The organism is Mesorhizobium sp. M0676 (assembly GCF_040320535.1).
Lineage (GTDB): Bacteria > Pseudomonadota > Alphaproteobacteria > Rhizobiales > Rhizobiaceae > Mesorhizobium.
The window spans coordinates 159,061-178,679 of record NZ_JAMYPU010000006.1; the positions used below are offsets into that span (position 1 = coordinate 159,061).

A 19,619-nucleotide genomic window follows, 5' to 3' on the forward strand; every position below is an offset into this window, starting at 1 on the left:
TTCTCCCGGGAAAACCGCTGCACACTTTTCCTGGAATTGCTTTAGCCATGCCCCTGCAGATCGTCCATCATCCCGACTACGATGCCGGCTTCGCCGTCAATCATCGCTTTCCGATGAGCAAATATCCGCTGCTGATGCAGGCCTTGCATATCAGGGGTCTGATCCATGCCGGGGCGCTGTCGATGCCCGAGCCGGCGCCGGCCTCCTGGCTGAAGCTCGCCCATGCGGCTGATTATGTCGACCAGGTCATCACGTGTTCAGTGCCTGAAAAGATCGAGCGCGAGATCGGCTTTCCCGTGGGACCGCGCGTTTCGCTCAGGGCGCAACTCGCCGCCGGCGGCACGGTGCTGGCGGCGCGACTGGCGCTTATCAATGGCATTGCCTGCAACAGCGCCGGCGGCAGCCACCATGCGCGGCGCGCGCAAGGCGCGGGCTTCTGCACCTTCAACGATGTTGCCGTCGCTTCGCTGGTGCTGCTAGCCGAAGACGCGGTGAAAAACATCCTGATCGTCGATCTCGATGTGCATCAGGGCGACGGCACCGCGGACATCCTGAAAGACGAGCCACGCGCGTTCACCTTTTCCATGCATGGCGAGCGCAATTATCCGGTGCGCAAGATTGCCTCCGATCTCGACGTTGCCCTGCCGGACGGCACCGGCGATGGCGCCTATCTCGAACGGCTGGGTGTCCTCCTGCCGGAGCTCTCGGCCAAGGCGCACTGGGACATCGTCTTCTACAATGCCGGTGTCGACGTGCATGCCGAGGACCGGCTCGGCCGGCTATCGCTCAGCGATGACGGCGTGCGTGCACGCGACGCCATGGTGATCGGTCATTTCCGCGCGCTCGGCATCCCGGTCTGCGGTGTCATCGGCGGCGGCTATTCGACCGATGTCGCAGCGCTCGCGGCGCGCCACGCCATCCTGTTCGAGGTGGCGTCGGACTTTGCCTGAGTGGCCTTTGGTTTGAGCACAATCTTTTCCGAAAACCGGTTTCCACTTTTCGGGATCGTGGTCCGCTTCACTTCCGGTAGTTCGCGAGCCTGAGCAGGATGAACACCGGCACGACGATCGCGGCTCCGAGCAGGATATAGCCCAAGAAGCGATAGACCGCGTTGAAGCCGAGGTTCCAAAGATCGATGAAGAAACCCTGGATGCGGTAGAAGACGTCCATCGGCGTCCAGCCGAACGCATTCATGACCAGGCCGACCAGGAACGAAACGACCAGCAGCTTGACGATCACCCTGACGGGCGAGTCACCGAGAAAGCGCGTCACTGTGGACAAGGGGCCTGCCTCCAGATTGGTGTGCCCGGATTCGGGGTACAAACCCACGAATACGCACTTGCTGCGCCCGCATCAAGGCAGGCGGACTGGCGCAATCGGTCGGGGTTTCCAACAGCCGTTTCCGAAGAGCTGTCCAAGGGCGATTGCCCGAAGCACGCCCGTCATGATATCGAGAGGCCAATGCGGGTATGATGTAATGGTAGCTTGTCAGCTTCCCAAGCTGAACGCGAGGGTTCGATTCCCTCTACCCGCTCCAGTTCCTATCCCACCTCCCGCAAGATAAAATCGTGCAGCATCTTGGCTGCCGGCGACAGGACGCGGTTCTTCACCGTGATCAGGCTGTAGGGGCGGACCTCGATGTCAAACTCGGTCTGGACGACATCGATGGCGCCGGCGAGTCCGTCGGGGTTCTGGATGAATTTTGCCACCTGGATCGACACCGGGGCGATGGCGTCGGACTGCGCCACCATGACCAGTGTGAGCAGCAGCGACGAGGTGTTGAGGATGCGGTCCGGCAGGGCGATGTTGCGGTTCAGGAAATTGCTCTCCATCGCCTGGCGCAGCGGCGACCCGCCCGACTGGAACACCCAGTCAAAGGCGGCGGTGTCCTCCAGCCGCACCGCCCTCCCATTGTTAAGAGGATGGCCATTGCTCAGCGGGTGGCCGCGACGCACGATCAGGCAGGCCTTCTCGACGCCGATGACACGGGATTCGAACAGCCGCGGATTGAGGTCTTCGGGAACACGGGCGATGATGAAATCATGGCGCGTGGCGATCAGTTCGCGCGCCAGCACATTCGACGTCTCGACCTGCATGGTAATCTCGATGCGCGGATAGAGGCGGCGTATCTCGCGGATCGCCGGGACCGCCAGTTCGATCGCCGGCGCCGTCACCGCGCCAAGAAACACCGAGCCGCCCTTGCCGGCCTTGAGCTCCGATATTTCGCGGTCGGCCTCGCGCATTTCGAGCAGGATCGAGCGCGCGCGCCGGGCCAGCGCCTTGCCGTAAGGGGTGAGCGTGATGCCGCGCGGCAGCCTTTCGCACAGCTTGACCTCGAGCACCGCTTCCATCTCGGAAATCATGCGCGAGGCCGCCGGCTGCGAGATGTTCATCACCTGGGCGGCCGCGCTCACCCGACCGTGATCGTCCAGCGCTGCGATCATGCGCATGTGACGCAGGCTCAAGCCACTGCGCAGAAGTGTCTCGCCATCGCCCGGCAATTCATCGTAACCGCTTGAAATTCCCTGAGGACCTCGTAAAGCCGCCATGCCTTTTCCCGCTTCCGCCACTGTTCCAGCCCGGTCGAGTCATATACCGGTTTTGGTATAGCAACCACCGAAGATCGCATTTGACAGTTATGGCAAAGGGTCACACTTTCGCGCGTCCTCAAGACTTGACGGTCGATGACGAGCAAAATCGTATCGATTTAAATCAGGACTGAGGGCCGATTGGGAGGATACCGGAGATCGATTATGACGGCGGCAGCGCTTTGGCGCATCCGTCCGACTGCGCGGCCCGCGAAGCCCCGAGGTGTCGCGTCCATCAACCAGGGAGAGTTTTACGTGAAAATCATCAAGACACTGGCCGCCGTCGCGGCCCTTGGCATCGCTGCCATGACCTACTCGGCGCACGCAGCCGACAAGGGTCTTGTCGGCGTGCTGATGCCGACCAAGACCTCGCAGCGCTGGATCAATGACGGCGATGCCGTCAAGTCCCAGCTCGAAGCTCTCGGCTACACGGTCGACCTGCAGTACGCGCAGGACGACATCCCCAACCAGCTCAGCCAGCTGGAAAACGAAATCACCAAGGGCCCGAAGGCGCTGATCATCGCTTCGATCGACGGCACGACCCTGTCGGACGCGCTGCAGAAGGCCGCTGACGCCGGCGTCGTCGTCGTCGCGTATGACCGCCTGATCAAGAAGACCGCCAATGTCGATTACTACACCACCTTCGACAATTTCGGCGTCGGCGTGATCCAGGCGAACTCGCTGGTCAAGGGCCTCAAGGAGCGCTTCCCGAACACCAAGCCGTGGAACGTCGAACTGTTCGGCGGCTCGCCGGACGACAACAACGCCTTCTTCTTCTACAACGGCGCAATCTCGGTGCTGCAGCCGCTGATCGATGACGGCTCGATCAAGATCAAGTCCGGCCAGACCGGCATGGACAAGGTCGGCACGCTGCGCTGGCTCGCCGCCACCGCCCAGGCGCGCATGGACAACCTTCTGTCGGCCAACTACTCGGACGGCAGCCGCGTTGATGGCGTTCTTTCGCCCTATGACGGCCTGTCGCGCGGCATCACCGCTTCGCTGCGCGCCGTCGGTTACGGCACCGACGCCCAGCCGTGGCCGATCGTGACCGGCCAGGACGCCGAGACTGCTTCGGTCAAGCTGATCATCACGGGCGAGCAATACTCGACCGTGTTCAAGGACACCCGCGAACTGGCCAAGGCCACCGTCGAACTCGTCGACAAGGTGCTCTCGGGCGGCAAGCCGGACGGCCTCGATGAAAAGACCTACAATAACGACGTCAAGGTCGTTCCCTCGATCCTTTTGACGCCGCATGAGGTCGACAAGTCGAACTACCAGGCACTGGTCGTCGACTCCGGCTACATCAAGGCCGACGAACTGAAGTAATCCGTTTATAAAGACAGGGGTCCTGCGCGACGCAGGACCCCTTTCCGTTCACAAGCGACCCCCGTATTGTTTCTACCGGAATTAGTTTGCGTGCATGTCGTTGTCTCAAACCGCAAGCAATTTTGAGCGACATGCAACAGGAGGAGCTTGCCCTGATGACGACGATTTTGGAGATGCGCGACATCACCAAGACCTTCCCCGGCGTGAAGGCGCTGTCGAACGTCAACCTCAGCGTCGAGGAAGGCGAGATCCACGCCGTGGTTGGCGAGAACGGCGCCGGCAAGTCGACGCTGATGAAGGTTCTGTCGGGCGTCTATCCCGCCGGCACCTATGACGGCCAGATCATTTTTCAGGGTCAGGAATGCCAGTTCAAAGGTATCCATGACAGCGAACACAAGGGCATCGTCATCATCCACCAGGAGCTAGCGCTGGTGCCGATGCTGTCGATCACCGAAAATATCTTCCTCGGCAACGAAAACGCCCGATACGGCGTCATCGACTGGGATGCCAACGAGGCGCGCACCGCTGCCCTGTTGAAGAAGGTGGGCCTCAAGGAGGACCCCAAGACACTGATCACCAATATCGGCGTCGGCAAGCAGCAGTTGGTCGAGATCGCCAAGGCGCTGAGCAAGGACGTCAAGCTTTTGATCCTCGATGAGCCGACCGCGTCGCTCAGCGAGAAAGACAGCCAGGCGCTGCTCGATCTTCTGCTCGAATTCAAGCGACAAGGCATGACCTCGATCCTGATCTCGCACAAGCTCAACGAGATCAACCGGGTCGCCGACAAGGTCACCGTCATCCGTGACGGACGCACTATCGAGACGCTGGCCAAGAAGGACATTTCGGAAGACCGCATCATCACCTCGATGGTCGGCCGTTCGCTCGACGACCGCTATCCGCCGCGCGAGCCCAAGATCGGCGAAGTCGTGTTCGAGGTGAAGAACTGGTCGGTCTATCACCCGCTCCATGCCGAGCGGCAGGTGATCAAGGGCATCGACATCAATGTGCGCAAGGGCGAGGTGGTCGGCATCGCCGGGCTGATGGGCGCCGGCCGCACCGAATTCGCCATGAGCCTGTTCGGCCGCTCCTATGGCCGCCGCATCACCGGCGAAGTGCTGCTCAAGGGCAAGCCGGTCGATGTCTCGTCGGTAAGCAAGGCGGTCCAACATGGCATCGCCTATGTCACCGAGGACCGCAAGACCTACGGCCTCAACCTCATCGACCATATCAAGCATAACATTACGCTGGCCAATCTCGACGGCGTGTCGCGCCACAGCGTGATCGACGACATGCGCGAACTTGCGGTCGCCAACGACTATCGCAAGAAGACCAATATCCGTGCGTCCAGCGTCTATCAGATGACCGGCAATCTTTCCGGCGGCAACCAGCAGAAGGTGGTGCTGTCGAAATGGTTGTTTGCCGACCCTGACGTGCTGATCCTCGACGAGCCGACACGCGGCATCGATGTCGGCGCCAAGTATGAAATCTACACGATCATCGCGCGCCTTGCCTCGGAGGGTAAGGCGATCGTGGTCATCTCGTCGGAAATGCCGGAATTGCTAGGGATTACCGACCGCATCTACGTCATGAACGAAGGGCGCATGGTGGGCGAAATGCCGGCGGCGGAAGCAAGCCAGGAAAAGATAATGCGCGCCATCGTCCGGGGAGAAGGAAAAGCAGCATGAGCACCGAAAGCGCCCCCGCCCCGCAGGGCAACGTCGCCGACGAACAGCGCCCGCGCATCGCCGTCTCGGCGCTGGCGACGAATTTACGCGAATACGGACTGATCATAGCCCTGATCGTCATCATGCTGTTCTTCCAGTTCACCACGTCGGGGACGTTGTTCAAGCCGGTCAATCTCAGCAATCTGGTGCAGCAGAACTCCTTCATCATCGTGATGGCGCTCGGCATGCTGCTGGTGATCGTATCGGGCTATATCGACCTCAGCGTCGGATCGGTCGCCGGTTTCATCGGCGCGCTGGCGGCAAACATGATGGTTATCTGGCAGCTCGGACCGCTGAGCAATCCGCTGGTGGTTTCGATCGTCTGCCTGGTCGCGGGTGGCCTGATCGGCGCCGCGCAAGGGTATTGGATCGCCTATCACCGGATACCGAGCTTCATTGTCACGCTGGCCGGCATGCTGATCTTCCGCGGCATTTGCCAGGCATTGCTTGGCGGCGGCTCGTCGGTGGGTCCGCTTCCCGACGACTTCAAGATGCTCAGCTCCGGCTTCATCCCGGATGTGATCGGCCCACTGACGCTCGTCCCGCCGGTCGTGAACGCAGCCGGCAAGACCATCATGGGCAGCGGCGTGACCCTGCACATGACGACGGTCGTGCTGGGGCTGATCGCCGTGCTCGCCTATGCCTATTTCGGGGTCCGCACCCGGCGCAAACGAGAACGCCATGGTTATGAGGCCGAGCCCTTCACCCTGTTCGTCGTCAAGACGCTGGTCGCCAGCGCGCTGGCGCTGTTCCTGGTCTATGAGTTTGCCAGCTACCGCGGCCTGCCCGTGGTGCTGCTGGTCATGGGCGTGCTGATCACGCTGTTCGTCTTCGTCACCAAGCGCATGACCATCGGGAGGCGCATCTACGCCATGGGCGGCAATCCCAAGGCGGCGCAGCTGTCGGGCATCAACACCGAGCGGCTGACGCTGATGGTGTTCATCAATATGGGCGTGCTGTCGGCGCTTGGCGGCCTGATCATCGCGGCTCGTCTCGGCCAGGCGGTGCCGGCGGCGGGTCTCGGCTCGGAGCTCGATGTCATCGCCGCAGTGTTCATCGGCGGCGCCTCGGCGATGGGCGGCGTCGGCCAGGTTATCGGGGCGGTCGTCGGCGGCTTCATCATGGGCGTGATGAACAACGGCATGTCGATCATGGGCGTCAATGTCGACTGGCAGCAGGTGGTCAAAGGCCTGGTGCTGCTCGGCGCCGTGATCTTCGACGTCTACAACAAGAACAAGGCCTGACAAGCTTCAGGCGAGGCAAGCAGGAGGCATACGATCGCGGCGCAGCCGGCAAATTGTCGGCATAAGAAGTCCCCCGAGGGATCAAGCTCGCGAGCGCAATCCGGACGAAGAGTTCAACCCGTGGCGCCGCTAGGTCCGAGCCGCGCAGGTCAAGGTTTGCCAAGAGGCATCCAAGGCCGAGCACATGAGAGAGGATTTCATCATGCTAATCTCCCAGATCCTCGACGACGCCGAGACCATCCGCGTCGTCGCCCGCAATGGCGGCGGCAAGACCAGGATCATCAACGGCGCCCGCAGCGTCTATTCGCTGGCCCTGGAAGCCGCGCGCACCGGAACGGGCCTCGCCGCGCTGATCGAACGCAAGGGGTTCGGTGAAGCGATAGACCTCGACGCCATCTACAAGAAGGGCCGGCTGGAGTCGCCGATCAATCATCCCGATCCTGCGCATCTGCATCTGACCGGCACCGGCCTGACCCATCTCGGCTCGGCGGCGACACGCGATTCCATGCACAAGAAGCTCAGCGATGGCGGCGAGGAGCAGCTTACCGATTCCATGAAGATGTTCCGCATGGGGCTCGAAGGCGGCAAGCCGGCCAAGGGCCAGACCGGCGTGCAGCCGGAATGGTTCTACAAGGGCAACGGCACCATGGCGGTGGCGCCGGGCGCCGCACTGATGTCGCCGGCCTTTGCGCAGGACGCCGGCGAGGAGCCGGAAATCGCCGGCATCTATGTCATCGGCGACGACGGCGCGCCGTTCCGCGTCGGCTTCACGCTGTCGAACGAGTTTTCCGATCATGTTACCGAGCGGGTGAACTATCTGTTCCTGGCACATTCCAAACTGCGCAACGCCTCGTTCGGGCCGGAAATCCTGATCGGCGACCTGCCGGCCGACGTCAGGGGCTCATCGCGAATCTATCGCGACAGCAATTTGCTGTGGGAAAAGCCGTTCCTGTCGGGCGAAGCGAACATGTCGCACACAATCGCCAATCTCGAACATCATCACTTCAAATATTCGGCCTTCCGCCAGCCGGGCGACGTGCATGTGCACATGTTCGGCACGGCGACGCTGTCCTTTGCCGACGGCATCAAGACTCAGGCCGGCGACGTGTTCGAGATCGAGGCCGGGGATTTCGGCCTGCCGCTGCGCAACCCGCTGGAGATTGAGCAGCCGGTGAAGGTGGCGGTGAAGGCGCTTTGAGAGCGTAATCTCCCCCCTTGAGGGGGAGATGTCGCCGAAGGCGACAGAGGGGGTCGTTGCGCGTGGAGCGCTAAAGTCTTCCGCGGCTGAGAGGCGCTGGCATTCTATGCGCAGCGACCCCCTCTGGCCTGCCGGCCATCTCCCCCTCAAGGGGGGAGATTTGGCAGTTCCAACCTCAATAAATATCGAAATCGAAATACTTGGCCTGGATCTTCTTGTAAGTGCCGTCGGCGACGATGGCGTCTATCGCCGCATTCAGCTTGTCGCGCAGCGCCGTGTCTTCCAGGCGGACAGCGATGCCGGCTTGGGTCTCGGTGCCCTTGACGTCGCCGACAAGCTTGCAGCAGCCTTCGCTCGCCTTCTTCAGCCAGTCCATCAGCACGAACTTGTCGGAGATGACGGCATCGAGACGGCCGTTCTGCAGGTCGGTGATCGCCTCTTCCTGGGTGGGGTAGAGTTTCGCCTCGGCGCCGGCCTTGCCATAGGCGTCCTGCGCATAGTCGGCCTGGGTGGTCGAGGCCTGCGCGCCCACCGTCTTGCCGGCAAGGGCTGCCGGTTCGGTGGAAGTGAGGTCGCTGTCCTTCGGCGCCACCAGTGCCAGCGGCGTCGTGTAGTATTTGTTGGTGAAGGCGACCTGTTTCTTGCGCTCCTCGGTGATGCTCATCGAGGCGATGATGGCGTCGAACTTTTTCGCCTGCAGCGCCGGGATGATGCCGTCCCAGTCCTGGGTGACGATCTCGCACTCGACCTTCATCTGCGCACATAGCGCATTGGCAATGTCGATGTCGAAGCCCTCGATCTTGCCGTCCGCGGTGATGGTGTTGAAGGGCGGATAGGCGCCCTCGGTGCCGATCTTCAATTTCTCCTGCGCCTCAGCCAGCGAGCCGGCCGATATCACCAGCATGGCAGCGCCCGCTGCCGATATGATCCATCTTGAAATCTGCATTTTGGTTCCCCTTGCGCGCCGTTCTCTTGCCGGCCACCGAAAGGCAGCCAAGCATGGTGAGGCAGCGCAGGCAAGTATTTTGCCTGACGGTGATCGAAGGCTCAGCCGGCGGGGCGGAAATGCTTGGAGAGCTTGAGGCCTTGCGCCTGGTAATTCGAGCCGAGATCGGTGCCGTAAAGCGCCTGCGGCCGCTTCAGCATGTGTTCGTAGACCAGCCGGCCGACGATCTGGCCGTGGTCGAGGATGAACGGCACTTCGTGGCTGCGCACTTCGAGCACCGCCCGGCTGCCGGTGCCGCCTGAGGCCGAATGGCCGAAGCCCGGATCGAAGAAGCCGGCATAGTGAACACGGAATTCGCCAACCAGCGGATCGAAGGGCGTCATCTCGGCGGCGTAGAGCGGCGGCACGTGCACGGCTTCGCGGCTGACCAGGATGTAGAACTCGTCCGGGTCGAGCACCAGTTCGCCGGCGCCGCTCTTGTAGAGCGGCTCCCAGAAATCGACGGCATCCTGGGCGGCGCGCTTGTCGACATCGACCAAGCCGGTGTGATGCTTGCCGCGATAGCCGACCAGGCCGTTCTGGTCGCCGTCAAGATCGATCGACAGCGCAATGCCGCCGCCGGAAATGTTGGGCGGCTCGGTCGCCACCAGCATCTCGGCGCGGTGCAATTCGTTCAGTTCTGCCTCCGACAACAGCGCGTTGCCAGTGCGAAAGCGGATCTGCGACAGCCTCGATCCGGCGCGTACGACGATCGGGAAGGTGCGTGGACTGACTTCGAGATAAAGCGGCCCGTGATAGCCGGGGGCGATCTTGTCGAACTCATGGCCGCGATCGGTCATCACCCGGGTGAAGATGTCGAGCCGGCCGGTCGAGCTTTTCGGGTTGGCCGAGGCCGACACGTTTGCGGGCAGCGCCAGGCTTTCGAGCAGCGGCACGATGTAGACGCAGCCGGTTTCCAGCACCGCGCCCTCGGCGAGACTGAATTCGTGCAATTTCAGCCGGTGAAGCTTGTCGGCCACCAGATGATCGGGACCCGGCAGGAAGGAGGCGCGCACGCGAAAAGCCTTGTCGCCGAGCCTGAGATCGAGGCTCGCCGGCTGCACCTGGTCGACATCGAGCGCGCGCGGCGACTTCAGCGCGCCGGACTGAAACAGCGCGGAAATGTCCTGATCGGGAAGAATGCCTGTCTGCCGCAAAAGGCTGGCTCCGCTCCAAGGTCGGTCTCTTTGTGGCAGGTTCTTGCCGCAAAACCGCTGGATATTATTGCGGAACCTGCCTGGTACAAACCTCTTAATGAAGCCGGCAATTGACGCAAGCGCAGGTGAGGTCTAAAGGGTCGTTATCCCGTGGTGATTTGGCCGGTCGGCTTGCAGCCACGTTAAACAAGTCGCTAAAGGACCGTCGGGCCGCAAGGCCATATGGACCGGTTGCGACTTTCGCGGCCGGTTTTTTTGTGTCTGGAACAAAAGCGATGAGCACCAAGAAGCGTAACTGGAAACCTCAGACCGCACTCGTGCACGGGGGAACGCTGCGTTCCCAGTTCGGCGAGACGTCGGAAGCGATGTACCTCACCCAAGGCTATGTCTACGAGACGGCGCAGGCTGCCGAGGCCCGTTTCAAGGGCGAGGAGCCGGGCTTCATCTATTCGCGCTATGCCAACCCTACTGTCGACATGTTCGAAAAGCGCATGTGCGCGCTGGAGGGTGCCGAAGATGCGCGCGCCACGGCGTCCGGCATGGCGGCGGTGTCGGCAGCGCTCCTGTGCAGCGCCAAAGCCGGCGACCATATCGTTGCGGCGCGCGCGCTGTTCGGCTCCTGCCGCTGGGTGGTGGAGACGCTGGCGCCGAAATACGGCATCGAGGCAACGCTGGTCGACGGCACCGACATCGCCAACTGGGAAAAGGCGGTGCGGCCGAACACGAAACTGTTCTTCCTGGAAAGCCCGACCAATCCGACGCTGGAAGTGGTCGACATCGCAGCGGTGGCGGCGCTCGCCACCTCGATCGGCGCCAGGCTGATCGTCGACAATGTCTTTGCCACGCCCTTGCAGCAGAAGCCCTTGCAGCTCGGCGCCCATATCGTCGTCTACTCCGCGACCAAGCACATTGACGGCCAGGGACGCTGTCTCGGCGGCATCATCCTGTCCGACAAGAAATGGATCGACGAGAATTTGCACGACTATTTCCGCCACACCGGCCCGAGCCTGTCGCCGTTCAACGCCTGGACGCTGCTCAAGGGCCTGGAGACGCTGCCGGTTCGGGTGCGCCAGCAGACGGAAAGCGCGGCCAAGATCGCGGATTTCCTGGCAGGACGGCCGGAAATCGCCCGCGTCATCTATCCCGGCCGCGCCGACCACCCGCAGGCCGACATCGTCAAGAAGCAGATGACGGGCGGATCGACGCTGATCTGCCTCGACGTCAAGGGCGGCAAGCAGGCGGCCTTCGCCTTGCAGAACGCGCTCGACATCGTGCTGATCTCCAACAATCTCGGCGACGCCAAGAGCCTGATCACCCATCCGGCGACCACCACGCACAAGAACCTCAGCGACGAAGCTCGCGCCGAGCTTGGCATCGGGCCGGGAACGCTCAGGCTGTCGGTCGGTCTTGAGGATACGGACGATCTGCTGGAGGACGTTGCGCAGGCGCTGAAGGCCGCCGGATAGGCCGCGAGGCGTCACGCTCCCGACGAAACCTCTTCCAGTTCGGCCGTCTTGGTGCCGATGGTCATGATGTTGCCGCGCCAGTCGACGGCGCCGCTCAGCCAGCCGCGCGCCCAGATGGCGGGAAGCATCATGTCGCGCACCATCATCGCCGGGACCATGCGCAGCGACAGGTGCCAGCCCTTGGCCGCGGCCAGCGCGCATTCGGGAATGTAGGCCGCCGTCAGCACGGCCAACACCGTGGCCGGCAGGCTGATGCCGGCACTTGCGGCCGCCACCAGCGCCAACGCCAACGGCACGGCGACGCCGGTCAGGATCTCGGGTGCGAAAAACAGCGGGAAAGTGACGCGGCGCAACCGCGCCCAGCGCGCCTGGCGCGACCAGATGTCGGCAAGTCGGCGCTGCCCCAGTGGTTGCTCGAAAGGCGAGGCAACGAGATTGACGTGCAGGCCCAGTCCGTTGACCAGCTTGGTTGCAGCAGCATCCTCGGCGATCTCGGCGGCCAGCGCGCGGATACCGCCATTGGTATCGAGCATCGGCTTGTTCCACAGCATGCTCTTGCCCTGGGCAAAGCCGAGACCGAGCGCCTCGCCGGCATATTGCCAGCGCGCCTGCAGCGTGTTGAGGAACGCGCATTCGACCTCGGCCCAAAAGCCATCCGGCCGAGAGCCGATCGGCGTCGAGCAGATAAGCCCGGTATTGGTCCGCCAGGCCGCCATCAGGTGCTGGACGTAATCCCTTGGCATCAGCACGTTGGAATCCGCCAGAATAACCCAATGATAGCGCGCCGCTTCCCAGCCCTTGACGCAGTTGTTGAGCTTCGGGTTGCTGCTGACGCGGTCGTCGCCGATCAGCAGCCGGGCCGGCACGTTGGGAAACAGGACGATCGCCCTGTTTATCAGTTTGACGACGGGATCGTCGGCGTGAGCGACGCAGAAGATCAGTTCGTAGCGCGGCCAGTCGAGCGAGAAGGCTCGCTGCAGCGTCTCTTGTGTGAACGGCTCCACGCCGCGCGACGGCACGACGATCGAGACCGGTGGCTGCTCGCCGGACGGCGGAGGGATAAGGCGACGCGCTTGCAGTTTCGACGAAGCAAGCAGGATGCTGGCGAGATTGGAAAGAAGCAAAGCGGAGGAAGCGAAGGCGGCTGTGAGAGCTAGTTCCATCGAGATCTGGTCACTCCGGAAAGGCCGCTCGCGGCTGCTTTGTCAGTCGACAGATGGGCCTTGAGTCGCCGGCAAGGTTTGCGCACACCAACATTGTCATGTGTCACTTAAATGACATTGTTTGTCGGCACTGCGCTTTGAGGCTGGCAGGACATGCCGCTCTGCGCGTATCAAACCGCATGGCGCGACAAATGTTCCCTGCTGCGCAACCGGAGCAGCCCATGTACCGCGCCGTCACGCGCAACATCGAAGTGCAGGTCAGACCGTTCTACCTGGAGGACCGCTCGGACCCGGCGGAGAACCGTTATGTCTGGGGCTACCAGGTGACGATCGACAACCAGTCGGACGATTTCGTGCAGCTTATGGCGCGTTACTGGCACATCACCGACGGCAGCGGCCGGGTCGAGGAAGTGCGCGGCGCCGGCGTGGTCGGCGACCAGCCTGAGCTCAATCCCGGCGACAGCTATCAATACACGTCAGGCTGCCCGCTCTCGACGCCCTCCGGTTTCATGGTCGGCCACTACACCATGCGCAACAAAAAGGGCGAGACGTTCGACGTCGCTATTCCCGCGTTTTCGCTGGATCTGCCGGGGACCCGACGGACGGTGAATTAGGGGTTTTCTCCCCGTCACTATACGGGGAGAAGGAAGAGATGCTACTGAGTTGCAAACTCCGCCGGGTCGAAGTCGTACTGCTTCGAGCAGAACTCGCAGGCGACGTGGATGCCGCCATCTTCGGTGCTGTCCTTGATCTCCTGCGCGGAAAACCCCTCGAGGATGCCGCGTATCTTGTCCCTTGAGCAGGAACATTGGTCGGCGACCGGCACGCCGCCGAAGACGCGCACGCCATGTTCGTGGAACAGCCTGTAGAGCAGCCGCTCGGCGCCGATGGTCGGGTCGATCAGCTCGGTCGGCTCGATGGTGCCGAGCAGCGCCACCAGCTCGCGCCACGAATTGTCGGCCGGCTCCTGCGTCACGTCACGCGGATCGCCGTCGCCGCCCGAAATGTCGGGCACGCGCATGCGCTCGGGTGACTGCGGCAGGAACTGCGCCAGGATGCCGCCGGCGCGCCACTGCTCACGAGCGCCGCCGGGACCTGGCGTCAGAAGCTTGGCCACCGACAGCCTGAGGTCGGTCGGGATCTGCTCCGACTGGCGGAAATAGGTGCGCGCGGCGTCCTCCAGCGTCTCGCCGTCGAGCTGGACGATGCCCTGATAGCGCTGCGTGTGCGCGCCCTGGTCGATGGTCAGCGCCAAAACGCCGCTGCCCAGCAGCGTCTGCTGCGAGGTCTGGCCTGCGGCCACCAGGGCCTCCAGCCGGTCGGCGTCGAAACGCGCATAGGCGCGCAATGCCGAAGGCGTGGAGAAATCCGCGACCAGCATGTCGACCGGGCCGTCGGTGCGGGTCTGCAGGATGAACTTGCCTTCGAATTTGAGCGAGGTGCCGAGCAGCACCGTCAGCACACAGGCTTCCGCCAGCAGGCGGGCGACCGGCTCGGGATAGTCGTGACGGTTGAGGATGGCGTCGAGCATCGGCCCGAGTTGCACGGTGCGGCCGCGCACGTCGAGCGGGCCGACCTCGAAGGGTACGACATGATCGTCGCCGGCATAGCCGAACTCGCCGAGTTTGGGGTGATGTTCAGTCACTTGATGCGTTTCCAACATGACAAAGCTCCAGGGCGCGGCCATGCGGCCCGGAGGGGTGCATGCGTCCAAACGCGCTTGATTTGCGTGATGGGGCGCAAATAGGCATCGCGCCGCCCCGGATCAAGCGCTTGGAGATCAAGCGCCTGGAGATCAAGCGCCCAGACACCAGGCCAAAACCGCCTTCTGGGCGTGGAGCCGGTTCTCGGCTTCGTCGAAGACAACCGAATGCGGACCGTCGATGACCTCGTCGGTGACTTCCTCGCCGCGATGCGCCGGCAGGCAGTGCATGAACAGGGCGTCGGGCTTGGCCCTGGCCATCAGCGCCGCATTGACCTGATAGGGCGAGAAGACATTATGGCCGCGGGCGCGGTGTTCCTGGCCCATCGACACCCAGCAGTCGGTGACGATGCAGTCGGCTTGGTCGACGGCTTCCTCGGGCGAGCGGGTGAAGTGCAGCTTGCCGCCATTGCTCTTCGACCAGTCGATATGCTTTTGCGCCGGCTCGCTGCCTTCCGGCACTGCGACGTTCAGGTTGAAGCGGAACCGCGCCGAAGCTTCGAGCAGCGAATGCAGCACGTTGTTGCCGTCGCCGGTCCAGGCGATGGTCTTGCCGGCAACCGGACCGCGATGCTCCTCGAAGGTCATGATGTCGGCCATCAGCTGACAGGGATGGGTGTCGTCGGTCAGCCCGTTGATGACCGGAATCGTGGCATTCTCGGTCAGCTCGAGCAGCCGCTCATGCGACGTGGTGCGGATCATGATGGCGTCGACATAGCGCGACAGCACCTTGGCGGTGTCGGCAATGGTCTCGGAACGGCCGAGCTGCATTTCGGTGCCGGTCAGCATGATGGTCTCGCCGCCGAGCTGTCGCATGCCGACGTCGAAGGACACGCGCGTGCGCGTCGACGGCTTGTCGAAGATCATGGCCAGCACCTTGCCTTCGAGCGGTTTGGTCCGTTCGCCGGCCTTGAGGCGCGCCTTGCGCACCACCGCATCGTCCAGCATCAGGCGCAGATCGCCTTCGGAAACGGCGGAAAGATCGGTGAAATGGCGAAGGCTCATCGGGAATGGTTCTCGGGATTACTTCGCGGCGGCCGCGGCGATGGCGTCGGTCAGGCCCTTGGCGCCGGCGCGGATGCGATCGAGCGCTTCGCCGATCTCGGCGTCGGTGACGGTCAGCGGCGGCAGCAGACGAATGACGTTGTCGCCGGCCGGCACCGCCAGCAGATGCTGGTCGCGCAGCGCCATGTTGACCTTGGTGTTGGGCATGGCGCATTTCAGGCCAAGCATCAGGCCGCTGCCCCTGATGCCTTCGATGACATCAGGAAATTCGTCGGCGACCGCCGCCAGGCCCTGCTTCATCAGCAATGCCTTGCGCTGGACGTCTTCGAGGAAGCCGTCTTCCAGCACGACGTCGAGCACAGCGTTGCCGACCGCCATGGCCAGCGGATTGCCGCCGAAAGTGGTGCCATGCACGCCTGCCGTCATGCCGACGACAGCGTCGTCGGTGGCGAGGCACGCGCCCATCGGGAAGCCGCCGCCAATGCCCTTGGCAATCGCCATGATGTCGGGCGTCACGCCGGTCCATTCATGCGCGAACAGCTTTCCGGTGCGACCGATACCGCACTGGACCTCATCGAAGATCAGCAGCAGGCCGTGCTGGTCGCAGAGCTGCCGCAGCCGTTTCAAGGATTGCGTCGGCACCGGGCGGATGCCGCCCTCGCCTTGCACCGGTTCGATCAGGATCGCGGCGGTCTCTGGTGTGATCGCCTTCTCGGCGGCGTCGATGTCGTCGAAGCCGACCTGGTCGAAGCCTTCGACCTTGGGCCCAAAACCTTCGAGATATTTGTACTGGCCGCCGGCGGCGATGGTCGCCAGCGTGCGGCCGTGGAAGGCGCCTTCGAAGGTGACGACCCGGAAGCGCTCGGGATGGCCCTTGACGAACTGGTAGCGCCGCGCCGTCTTGATCGCGCATTCGAGCGCCTCGGCGCCGGAATTGGTGAAGAACACCTTGTCGGCGAAGGTGGCGTCAGCCAGCCGCTCGCCGAGCCGGGTCTGCCCCGGGATCTCGTAGAGATTGGAGACGTGCCAGAGCTTGGCCGCCTGTTCGGTCAGGGCCGAGACCAGATGCGGATGGCTGTGGCCCAACGAATTGACCGCGATGCCGCCAGCGAAATCGAGATATCGCTCGCCCTTGTCGGTAACCAGCCAGGTGCCTTCGCCATGATCGAAGGCCAAAGGGGCGCGGGCAAAGGTCTCGTAAAGCGCCGAACCGCTCATTATATGCGTCTCCGGTACCGGAAAAATCAAAAAAGCCGCCAAAGCGGCGGCCTTTGCGGCTTATCGTGTTTTTCGGCCATGAAGTCAACGAAAACGTCGTGCAGAGGCGCGCGGCAAGCTCCGACGAGACGCTGGCTCATAAGCGACCGGGCAAGTTGGGGAAAACCTAAAAAACCGATTCGTGTTGCACCTGGGACTCTTGTCACCGAGTCAACACATGAGGTAATTGTAGTCGGGAAATAACTAGATTTCGTGCGGCGGACCTAATCACCTAATATATGTGGTGTCTGCCCCGGCAAAGATTGCCGGGTCGGGAACGGATTCCGGCTGCCGCACACTTAGCAGGAGCGCGGTCTCATGAACTGGACTGACGAGCGGGTCGAACTTCTCAGGAAACTGTGGTCGGAGGGCTTGAGCGCAAGCCAGATCGCCGCCCAACTCGGCGGGGTCAGCCGCAACGCGGTCATCGGCAAGGTGCACCGGCTGAAGCTGTCGGGCCGCGGACGCTCGACCGCGACGCCGGCGCGTCAGAAGAAGACAACGCAGGGATCTTCGATCCAGAAATCGGTGCCGCGCGCCGCAACCGCGCAGCGCCATGTCACGACTTCGATCGGGGCGAACGCGCTGCAGGCGCAGTTCGACGCCGAGCCAGTGGCGCGCCACTACATCCGCCCGGTCGAAAACGTCGTCGTGCCGATCTCGCGGCATCTGCAGCTCACCGATCTCACCGAGCGCACCTGCAAATGGCCGAATGGCGATCCGCTGTCGGAAGACTTCAACTTCTGCGGCAACGAGGCGGCTGAAACCGGACCTTACTGCAAGTACCACGCAAGGGTGGCGTTCCAGCCGGCTTCAGAGCGGCGCAGGAGCCGGTAGTTAGGAATAGGGATTGGGGACTGGGCAGTAGGGAATGGGGTAGCGCTCGTGAGGCGCTACCTTATTCTGCCTACTGCTTACTGCTTACTGCTTACTGCTTACTGCTTACTGCCTACTGCCTACTGCCTACCATCACAGCCACCCACTCTTCCGAAATCGCCAATACAAAAACGAGCAGATCAGCGCGATCGAGACCAATACGACGGGATAGCCGTATTGCATCTTCAGTTCCGGCATGTCGTCGAAATTCATGCCGTAAATGCCGGCGAGCGCCGTCGGCACCGCCAGGATCGCCGCCCATGAGGCCAGCTTCTTGGTGTTCGCGGTTTCCTGGCTCTGGCCGACCAGCAGGCTGGCTTCGAAAGCGAACGCCAGAACCTCGCGCAGGCTGTCGATCTTTTCCTGCACGGTGCGGATATGGTCGGTGACATCGCGAAACAGCGGATGCATGGCGGTATGGATCTGCGGCAGGTCGGCGCTGGTCAGCCGGCGGCAGACCTCGACCAGCGGCAGCGCCGCATTGCGCAGGCGCAACAGATGCGGCGCAGCATGTAGAGCCGCTCGATGTCGGGACCGGTCATCGGCTTCAGCAGCACCCTGTCCTCGATCGCCTCGACCTCGTCCTCGATCTGCTCGAGCACCGGCATGTAGTTGTCGACGATGAAGTCGAGAATGGCGTAGAGGACGAAATCCTCGCCCTTGGCCAGTGAGTGCGGACAGCTTTCCCAGTGCTGGCGCACGGCGGCGTATGAGGTCGAGGGACCATGCCTGACGCTGACGATATAGCCTGAGCCGACGAACAGATGCGTCTCGCCGAAGGTGACGCGTCCGTCGATCAGCTGTGCAGTGCGGGCAACGATGAACAACGCATCGCCATATTGCTCGATCTTCGGCCGCTGGTGCGGATGTTCGGCGTCTTCGATCGCCAGTTCGTGCAGATGAAATTGCGCCTTGACGCGCAGCAGAAGCTCGCGGTCGGGTTCGAGCAGCCCGATCCAGACGACATGGCCCGACTTCTTGGCCCATTCGCCGGCTTCCTCGATCGGTATGTCGGCGATGCGCTTGCCGGCGGTGTAGACGCTCGACGCGATGATGCCGGACGATGCCGGCGCCGGCTTGAACTCTCGGACATATTCCATCGCAGCCTCCTGAGCGCCTGGCCTTGGCCAGGAACCGAGACGCTAACATCCGGGCAGTTTAGCGCAATATGATTAAGCGTTCGAGGGCGCGCGATCACTTCACCGGCAGCGCCGGCAGGGCAACCTTGTCGGTCTTGTCGCCCTTTGGACGCTCGGCCGGCAACTGCTCGCCGGTGACGATGTAGTAGATCGTCTCGGCAATGTTGGTGGCGTGGTCGCCGATGCGCTCGATGTTCTTGGCGCAAAACAGCAGATGCGTGCACGGCGTGATGTTGCGCGGATCTTCCATCATGTAGGTCAAAAGCTCGCGAAACAGCGAGGTGTACATGGCGTCGATCTGGTCGTCGCGGTCGCGAACGAAGCCTATTTTCTCGACCGAGCGCGAGGCATAGACGTCGAGCACTTCCTTGAGCTGGGTCAAAGCGAGTTCGGCCAGCGCCTCGAGGCCGCGAAACAGGCTGGTCGGCTGGCGGCCATCAATGACGCTGACCACACGCTTGGCGACGTTCTTGGCGAGGTCACCGACCCGTTCGAGGTCGGCCGAAATGCGGATGGCGCCGACGATCTCGCGCAGATCCGTCGCCATGGGCTGGCGCTTGGCGATGATGACGATGGCTTTGTCGTCGATTTCGCGCTGGCCATCGTCAAGCACGATGTCGTCACGAATGACCTTCTGGGCGAGGCCGGGATCGGCATTGACCAGCGCCTGGATCGCCTGCTCGACCATGCGCTCGGCATGGCCGCCCATCGCAGCGATGCGCTTCGCCAGGTATTTCAGCTCTTCGTCATAGGCGCTGACAATGTGTACGGACTGCATGGGCGAAATGC

The 19,619-nt window shown here is 62.7% G+C and carries 17 protein-coding genes, 1 tRNA gene, 1 pseudogene and 1 riboswitch; of the genes and pseudogenes, 9 read left to right on the forward strand and 10 right to left on the reverse strand.

Translation table 11 applies throughout. The annotated features are described in order from the left end of the window. Nucleotides 1-47 precede the first annotated feature (47 nt). Nucleotides 48-950, forward strand: a complete 903-nt coding sequence (locus NKI35_RS08805) for a histone deacetylase family protein (RefSeq protein ID WP_023726827.1) — start codon at nt 48-50, stop codon at nt 948-950. Between the two features lie 67 nt (nt 951-1,017). Here the strand turns inward: NKI35_RS08805 and NKI35_RS08810 are convergent, their stop codons facing one another. Next, complete coding sequence (locus NKI35_RS08810) at nt 1,018-1,281, reverse strand: DUF6460 domain-containing protein (RefSeq protein WP_023696688.1); 264 nt, start codon at nt 1,279-1,281, stop codon at nt 1,018-1,020. 182 nt (nt 1,282-1,463) lie between these two features. Between NKI35_RS08810 and NKI35_RS08815 the strand changes: the two genes are divergently transcribed. After that, nucleotides 1,464-1,537, forward strand: a tRNA-Gly gene (locus NKI35_RS08815). 4 nt (nt 1,538-1,541) lie between these two features. On the opposite strand, the gene NKI35_RS08820 is transcribed toward NKI35_RS08815, so the two are convergent. Then, nucleotides 1,542-2,549, reverse strand: coding sequence for a LysR family transcriptional regulator (locus NKI35_RS08820; protein ID WP_023669640.1), 1,008 nt, complete (start codon nt 2,547-2,549; stop codon nt 1,542-1,544). Nucleotides 2,550-2,843: 294 nt separating this feature from the next. Here NKI35_RS08820 and chvE point away from each other — a divergent pair, with 294 nt between their 5' ends. The 4 genes from chvE to araD1 all read left to right on the forward strand — a co-directional run bounded on the left by chvE (nt 2,844) and on the right by araD1 (nt 8,080). Continuing rightward, on the forward strand, nt 2,844-3,914 hold the full coding sequence (gene chvE, locus NKI35_RS08825; RefSeq protein ID WP_023681943.1) for a multiple monosaccharide ABC transporter substrate-binding protein: 1,071 nt from the start codon (nt 2,844-2,846) through the stop codon (nt 3,912-3,914). A 152-nt stretch (nt 3,915-4,066) separates the two neighbouring features. After that, nucleotides 4,067-5,599, forward strand: a complete 1,533-nt coding sequence (gene mmsA / locus NKI35_RS08830; protein ID WP_027049369.1) for a multiple monosaccharide ABC transporter ATP-binding protein — start codon at nt 4,067-4,069, stop codon at nt 5,597-5,599. Further along, nucleotides 5,596-6,882 carry a multiple monosaccharide ABC transporter permease gene (gene mmsB, locus NKI35_RS08835; protein WP_023669637.1) on the forward strand — a complete coding sequence of 429 codons (1,287 nt, stop codon included), beginning with the start codon at nt 5,596-5,598 and terminating at the stop codon, nt 6,880-6,882. Before mmsA ends, mmsB begins: the two co-directional genes overlap by 4 nt. Nucleotides 6,883-7,084: 202 nt before the next feature. Beyond that, the gene (araD1, locus tag NKI35_RS08840; RefSeq protein ID WP_352739555.1) at nt 7,085-8,080 is read left to right on the forward strand and encodes an AraD1 family protein; all 996 of its coding nucleotides are present in this window, start codon (nt 7,085-7,087) and stop codon (nt 8,078-8,080) included. 175 nt (nt 8,081-8,255) lie between these two features. Here the strand turns inward: araD1 and NKI35_RS08845 are convergent, their stop codons facing one another. Together NKI35_RS08845 and NKI35_RS08850 are read right to left on the reverse strand one after the other, a co-directional pair. Further along, nucleotides 8,256-9,026, reverse strand: coding sequence for an ABC transporter substrate-binding protein (locus tag NKI35_RS08845; protein ID WP_023669635.1), 771 nt, complete (start codon nt 9,024-9,026; stop codon nt 8,256-8,258). Nucleotides 9,027-9,127: 101 nt separating this feature from the next. Continuing rightward, nucleotides 9,128-10,222: a 2'-deoxycytidine 5'-triphosphate deaminase gene (locus NKI35_RS08850; protein WP_023699517.1), complete on the reverse strand. Its 1,095-nt coding sequence runs from the start codon at nt 10,220-10,222 to the stop codon at nt 9,128-9,130. Between the two features lie 140 nt (nt 10,223-10,362). Then, nucleotides 10,363-10,440: riboswitch (SAM riboswitch) on the forward strand. 57 nt (nt 10,441-10,497) lie between these two features. On the opposite strand from NKI35_RS08850, the gene NKI35_RS08855 reads away from it, so the two are divergent. Then, nucleotides 10,498-11,688, forward strand: coding sequence for an O-succinylhomoserine sulfhydrylase (locus NKI35_RS08855; RefSeq protein WP_352739557.1), 1,191 nt, complete (start codon nt 10,498-10,500; stop codon nt 11,686-11,688). A gap of 11 nt (nt 11,689-11,699) precedes the next feature. Here the strand turns inward: NKI35_RS08855 and NKI35_RS08860 are convergent, their stop codons facing one another. Beyond that, on the reverse strand, nt 11,700-12,851 hold the full coding sequence (locus NKI35_RS08860) for a ceramide glucosyltransferase (protein WP_352739559.1): 1,152 nt from the start codon (nt 12,849-12,851) through the stop codon (nt 11,700-11,702). A 221-nt stretch (nt 12,852-13,072) separates the two neighbouring features. Between NKI35_RS08860 and apaG the strand changes: the two genes are divergently transcribed. Next, the gene (gene apaG / locus NKI35_RS08865; RefSeq protein WP_023669631.1) at nt 13,073-13,465 is read left to right on the forward strand and encodes a Co2+/Mg2+ efflux facilitator ApaG/CorD; all 393 of its coding nucleotides are present in this window, start codon (nt 13,073-13,075) and stop codon (nt 13,463-13,465) included. Between the two features lie 41 nt (nt 13,466-13,506). Here apaG and NKI35_RS08870 read toward each other — a convergent pair whose 3' ends face one another. From NKI35_RS08870 to NKI35_RS08880, 3 genes are all read right to left on the reverse strand, one after another. Next, nucleotides 13,507-14,538, reverse strand: coding sequence for an Hsp33 family molecular chaperone (locus tag NKI35_RS08870; protein WP_031195623.1), 1,032 nt, complete (start codon nt 14,536-14,538; stop codon nt 13,507-13,509). 108 nt (nt 14,539-14,646) lie between these two features. Next, nucleotides 14,647-15,558, reverse strand: coding sequence for an ornithine carbamoyltransferase (argF, locus tag NKI35_RS08875; RefSeq protein ID WP_023669629.1), 912 nt, complete (start codon nt 15,556-15,558; stop codon nt 14,647-14,649). Nucleotides 15,559-15,576: 18 nt separating this feature from the next. Then, entirely contained in the window at nt 15,577-16,776 is a 1,200-nt protein-coding gene (locus NKI35_RS08880) for an aspartate aminotransferase family protein (RefSeq protein WP_023669628.1), read from the reverse strand. 357 nt (nt 16,777-17,133) lie between these two features. On the opposite strand from NKI35_RS08880, the gene NKI35_RS08885 reads away from it, so the two are divergent. Beyond that, a complete protein-coding gene (locus NKI35_RS08885; RefSeq protein WP_023692533.1) occupies nt 17,134-17,652 on the forward strand; it encodes a GcrA family cell cycle regulator in 519 nt (172 codons plus the stop codon). 132 nt (nt 17,653-17,784) lie between these two features. Here the strand turns inward: NKI35_RS08885 and NKI35_RS08890 are convergent. Next, nucleotides 17,785-18,791: pseudogene (locus tag NKI35_RS08890) on the reverse strand (magnesium and cobalt transport protein CorA). Between the two features lie 94 nt (nt 18,792-18,885). Continuing rightward, nucleotides 18,886-19,608 (reverse strand): phosphate signaling complex protein PhoU, encoded by a 723-nt coding sequence (gene phoU, locus NKI35_RS08895; protein ID WP_023692535.1) that lies wholly within the window; start codon nt 19,606-19,608, stop codon nt 18,886-18,888. Nucleotides 19,609-19,619: the final 11 nt, after the last annotated feature.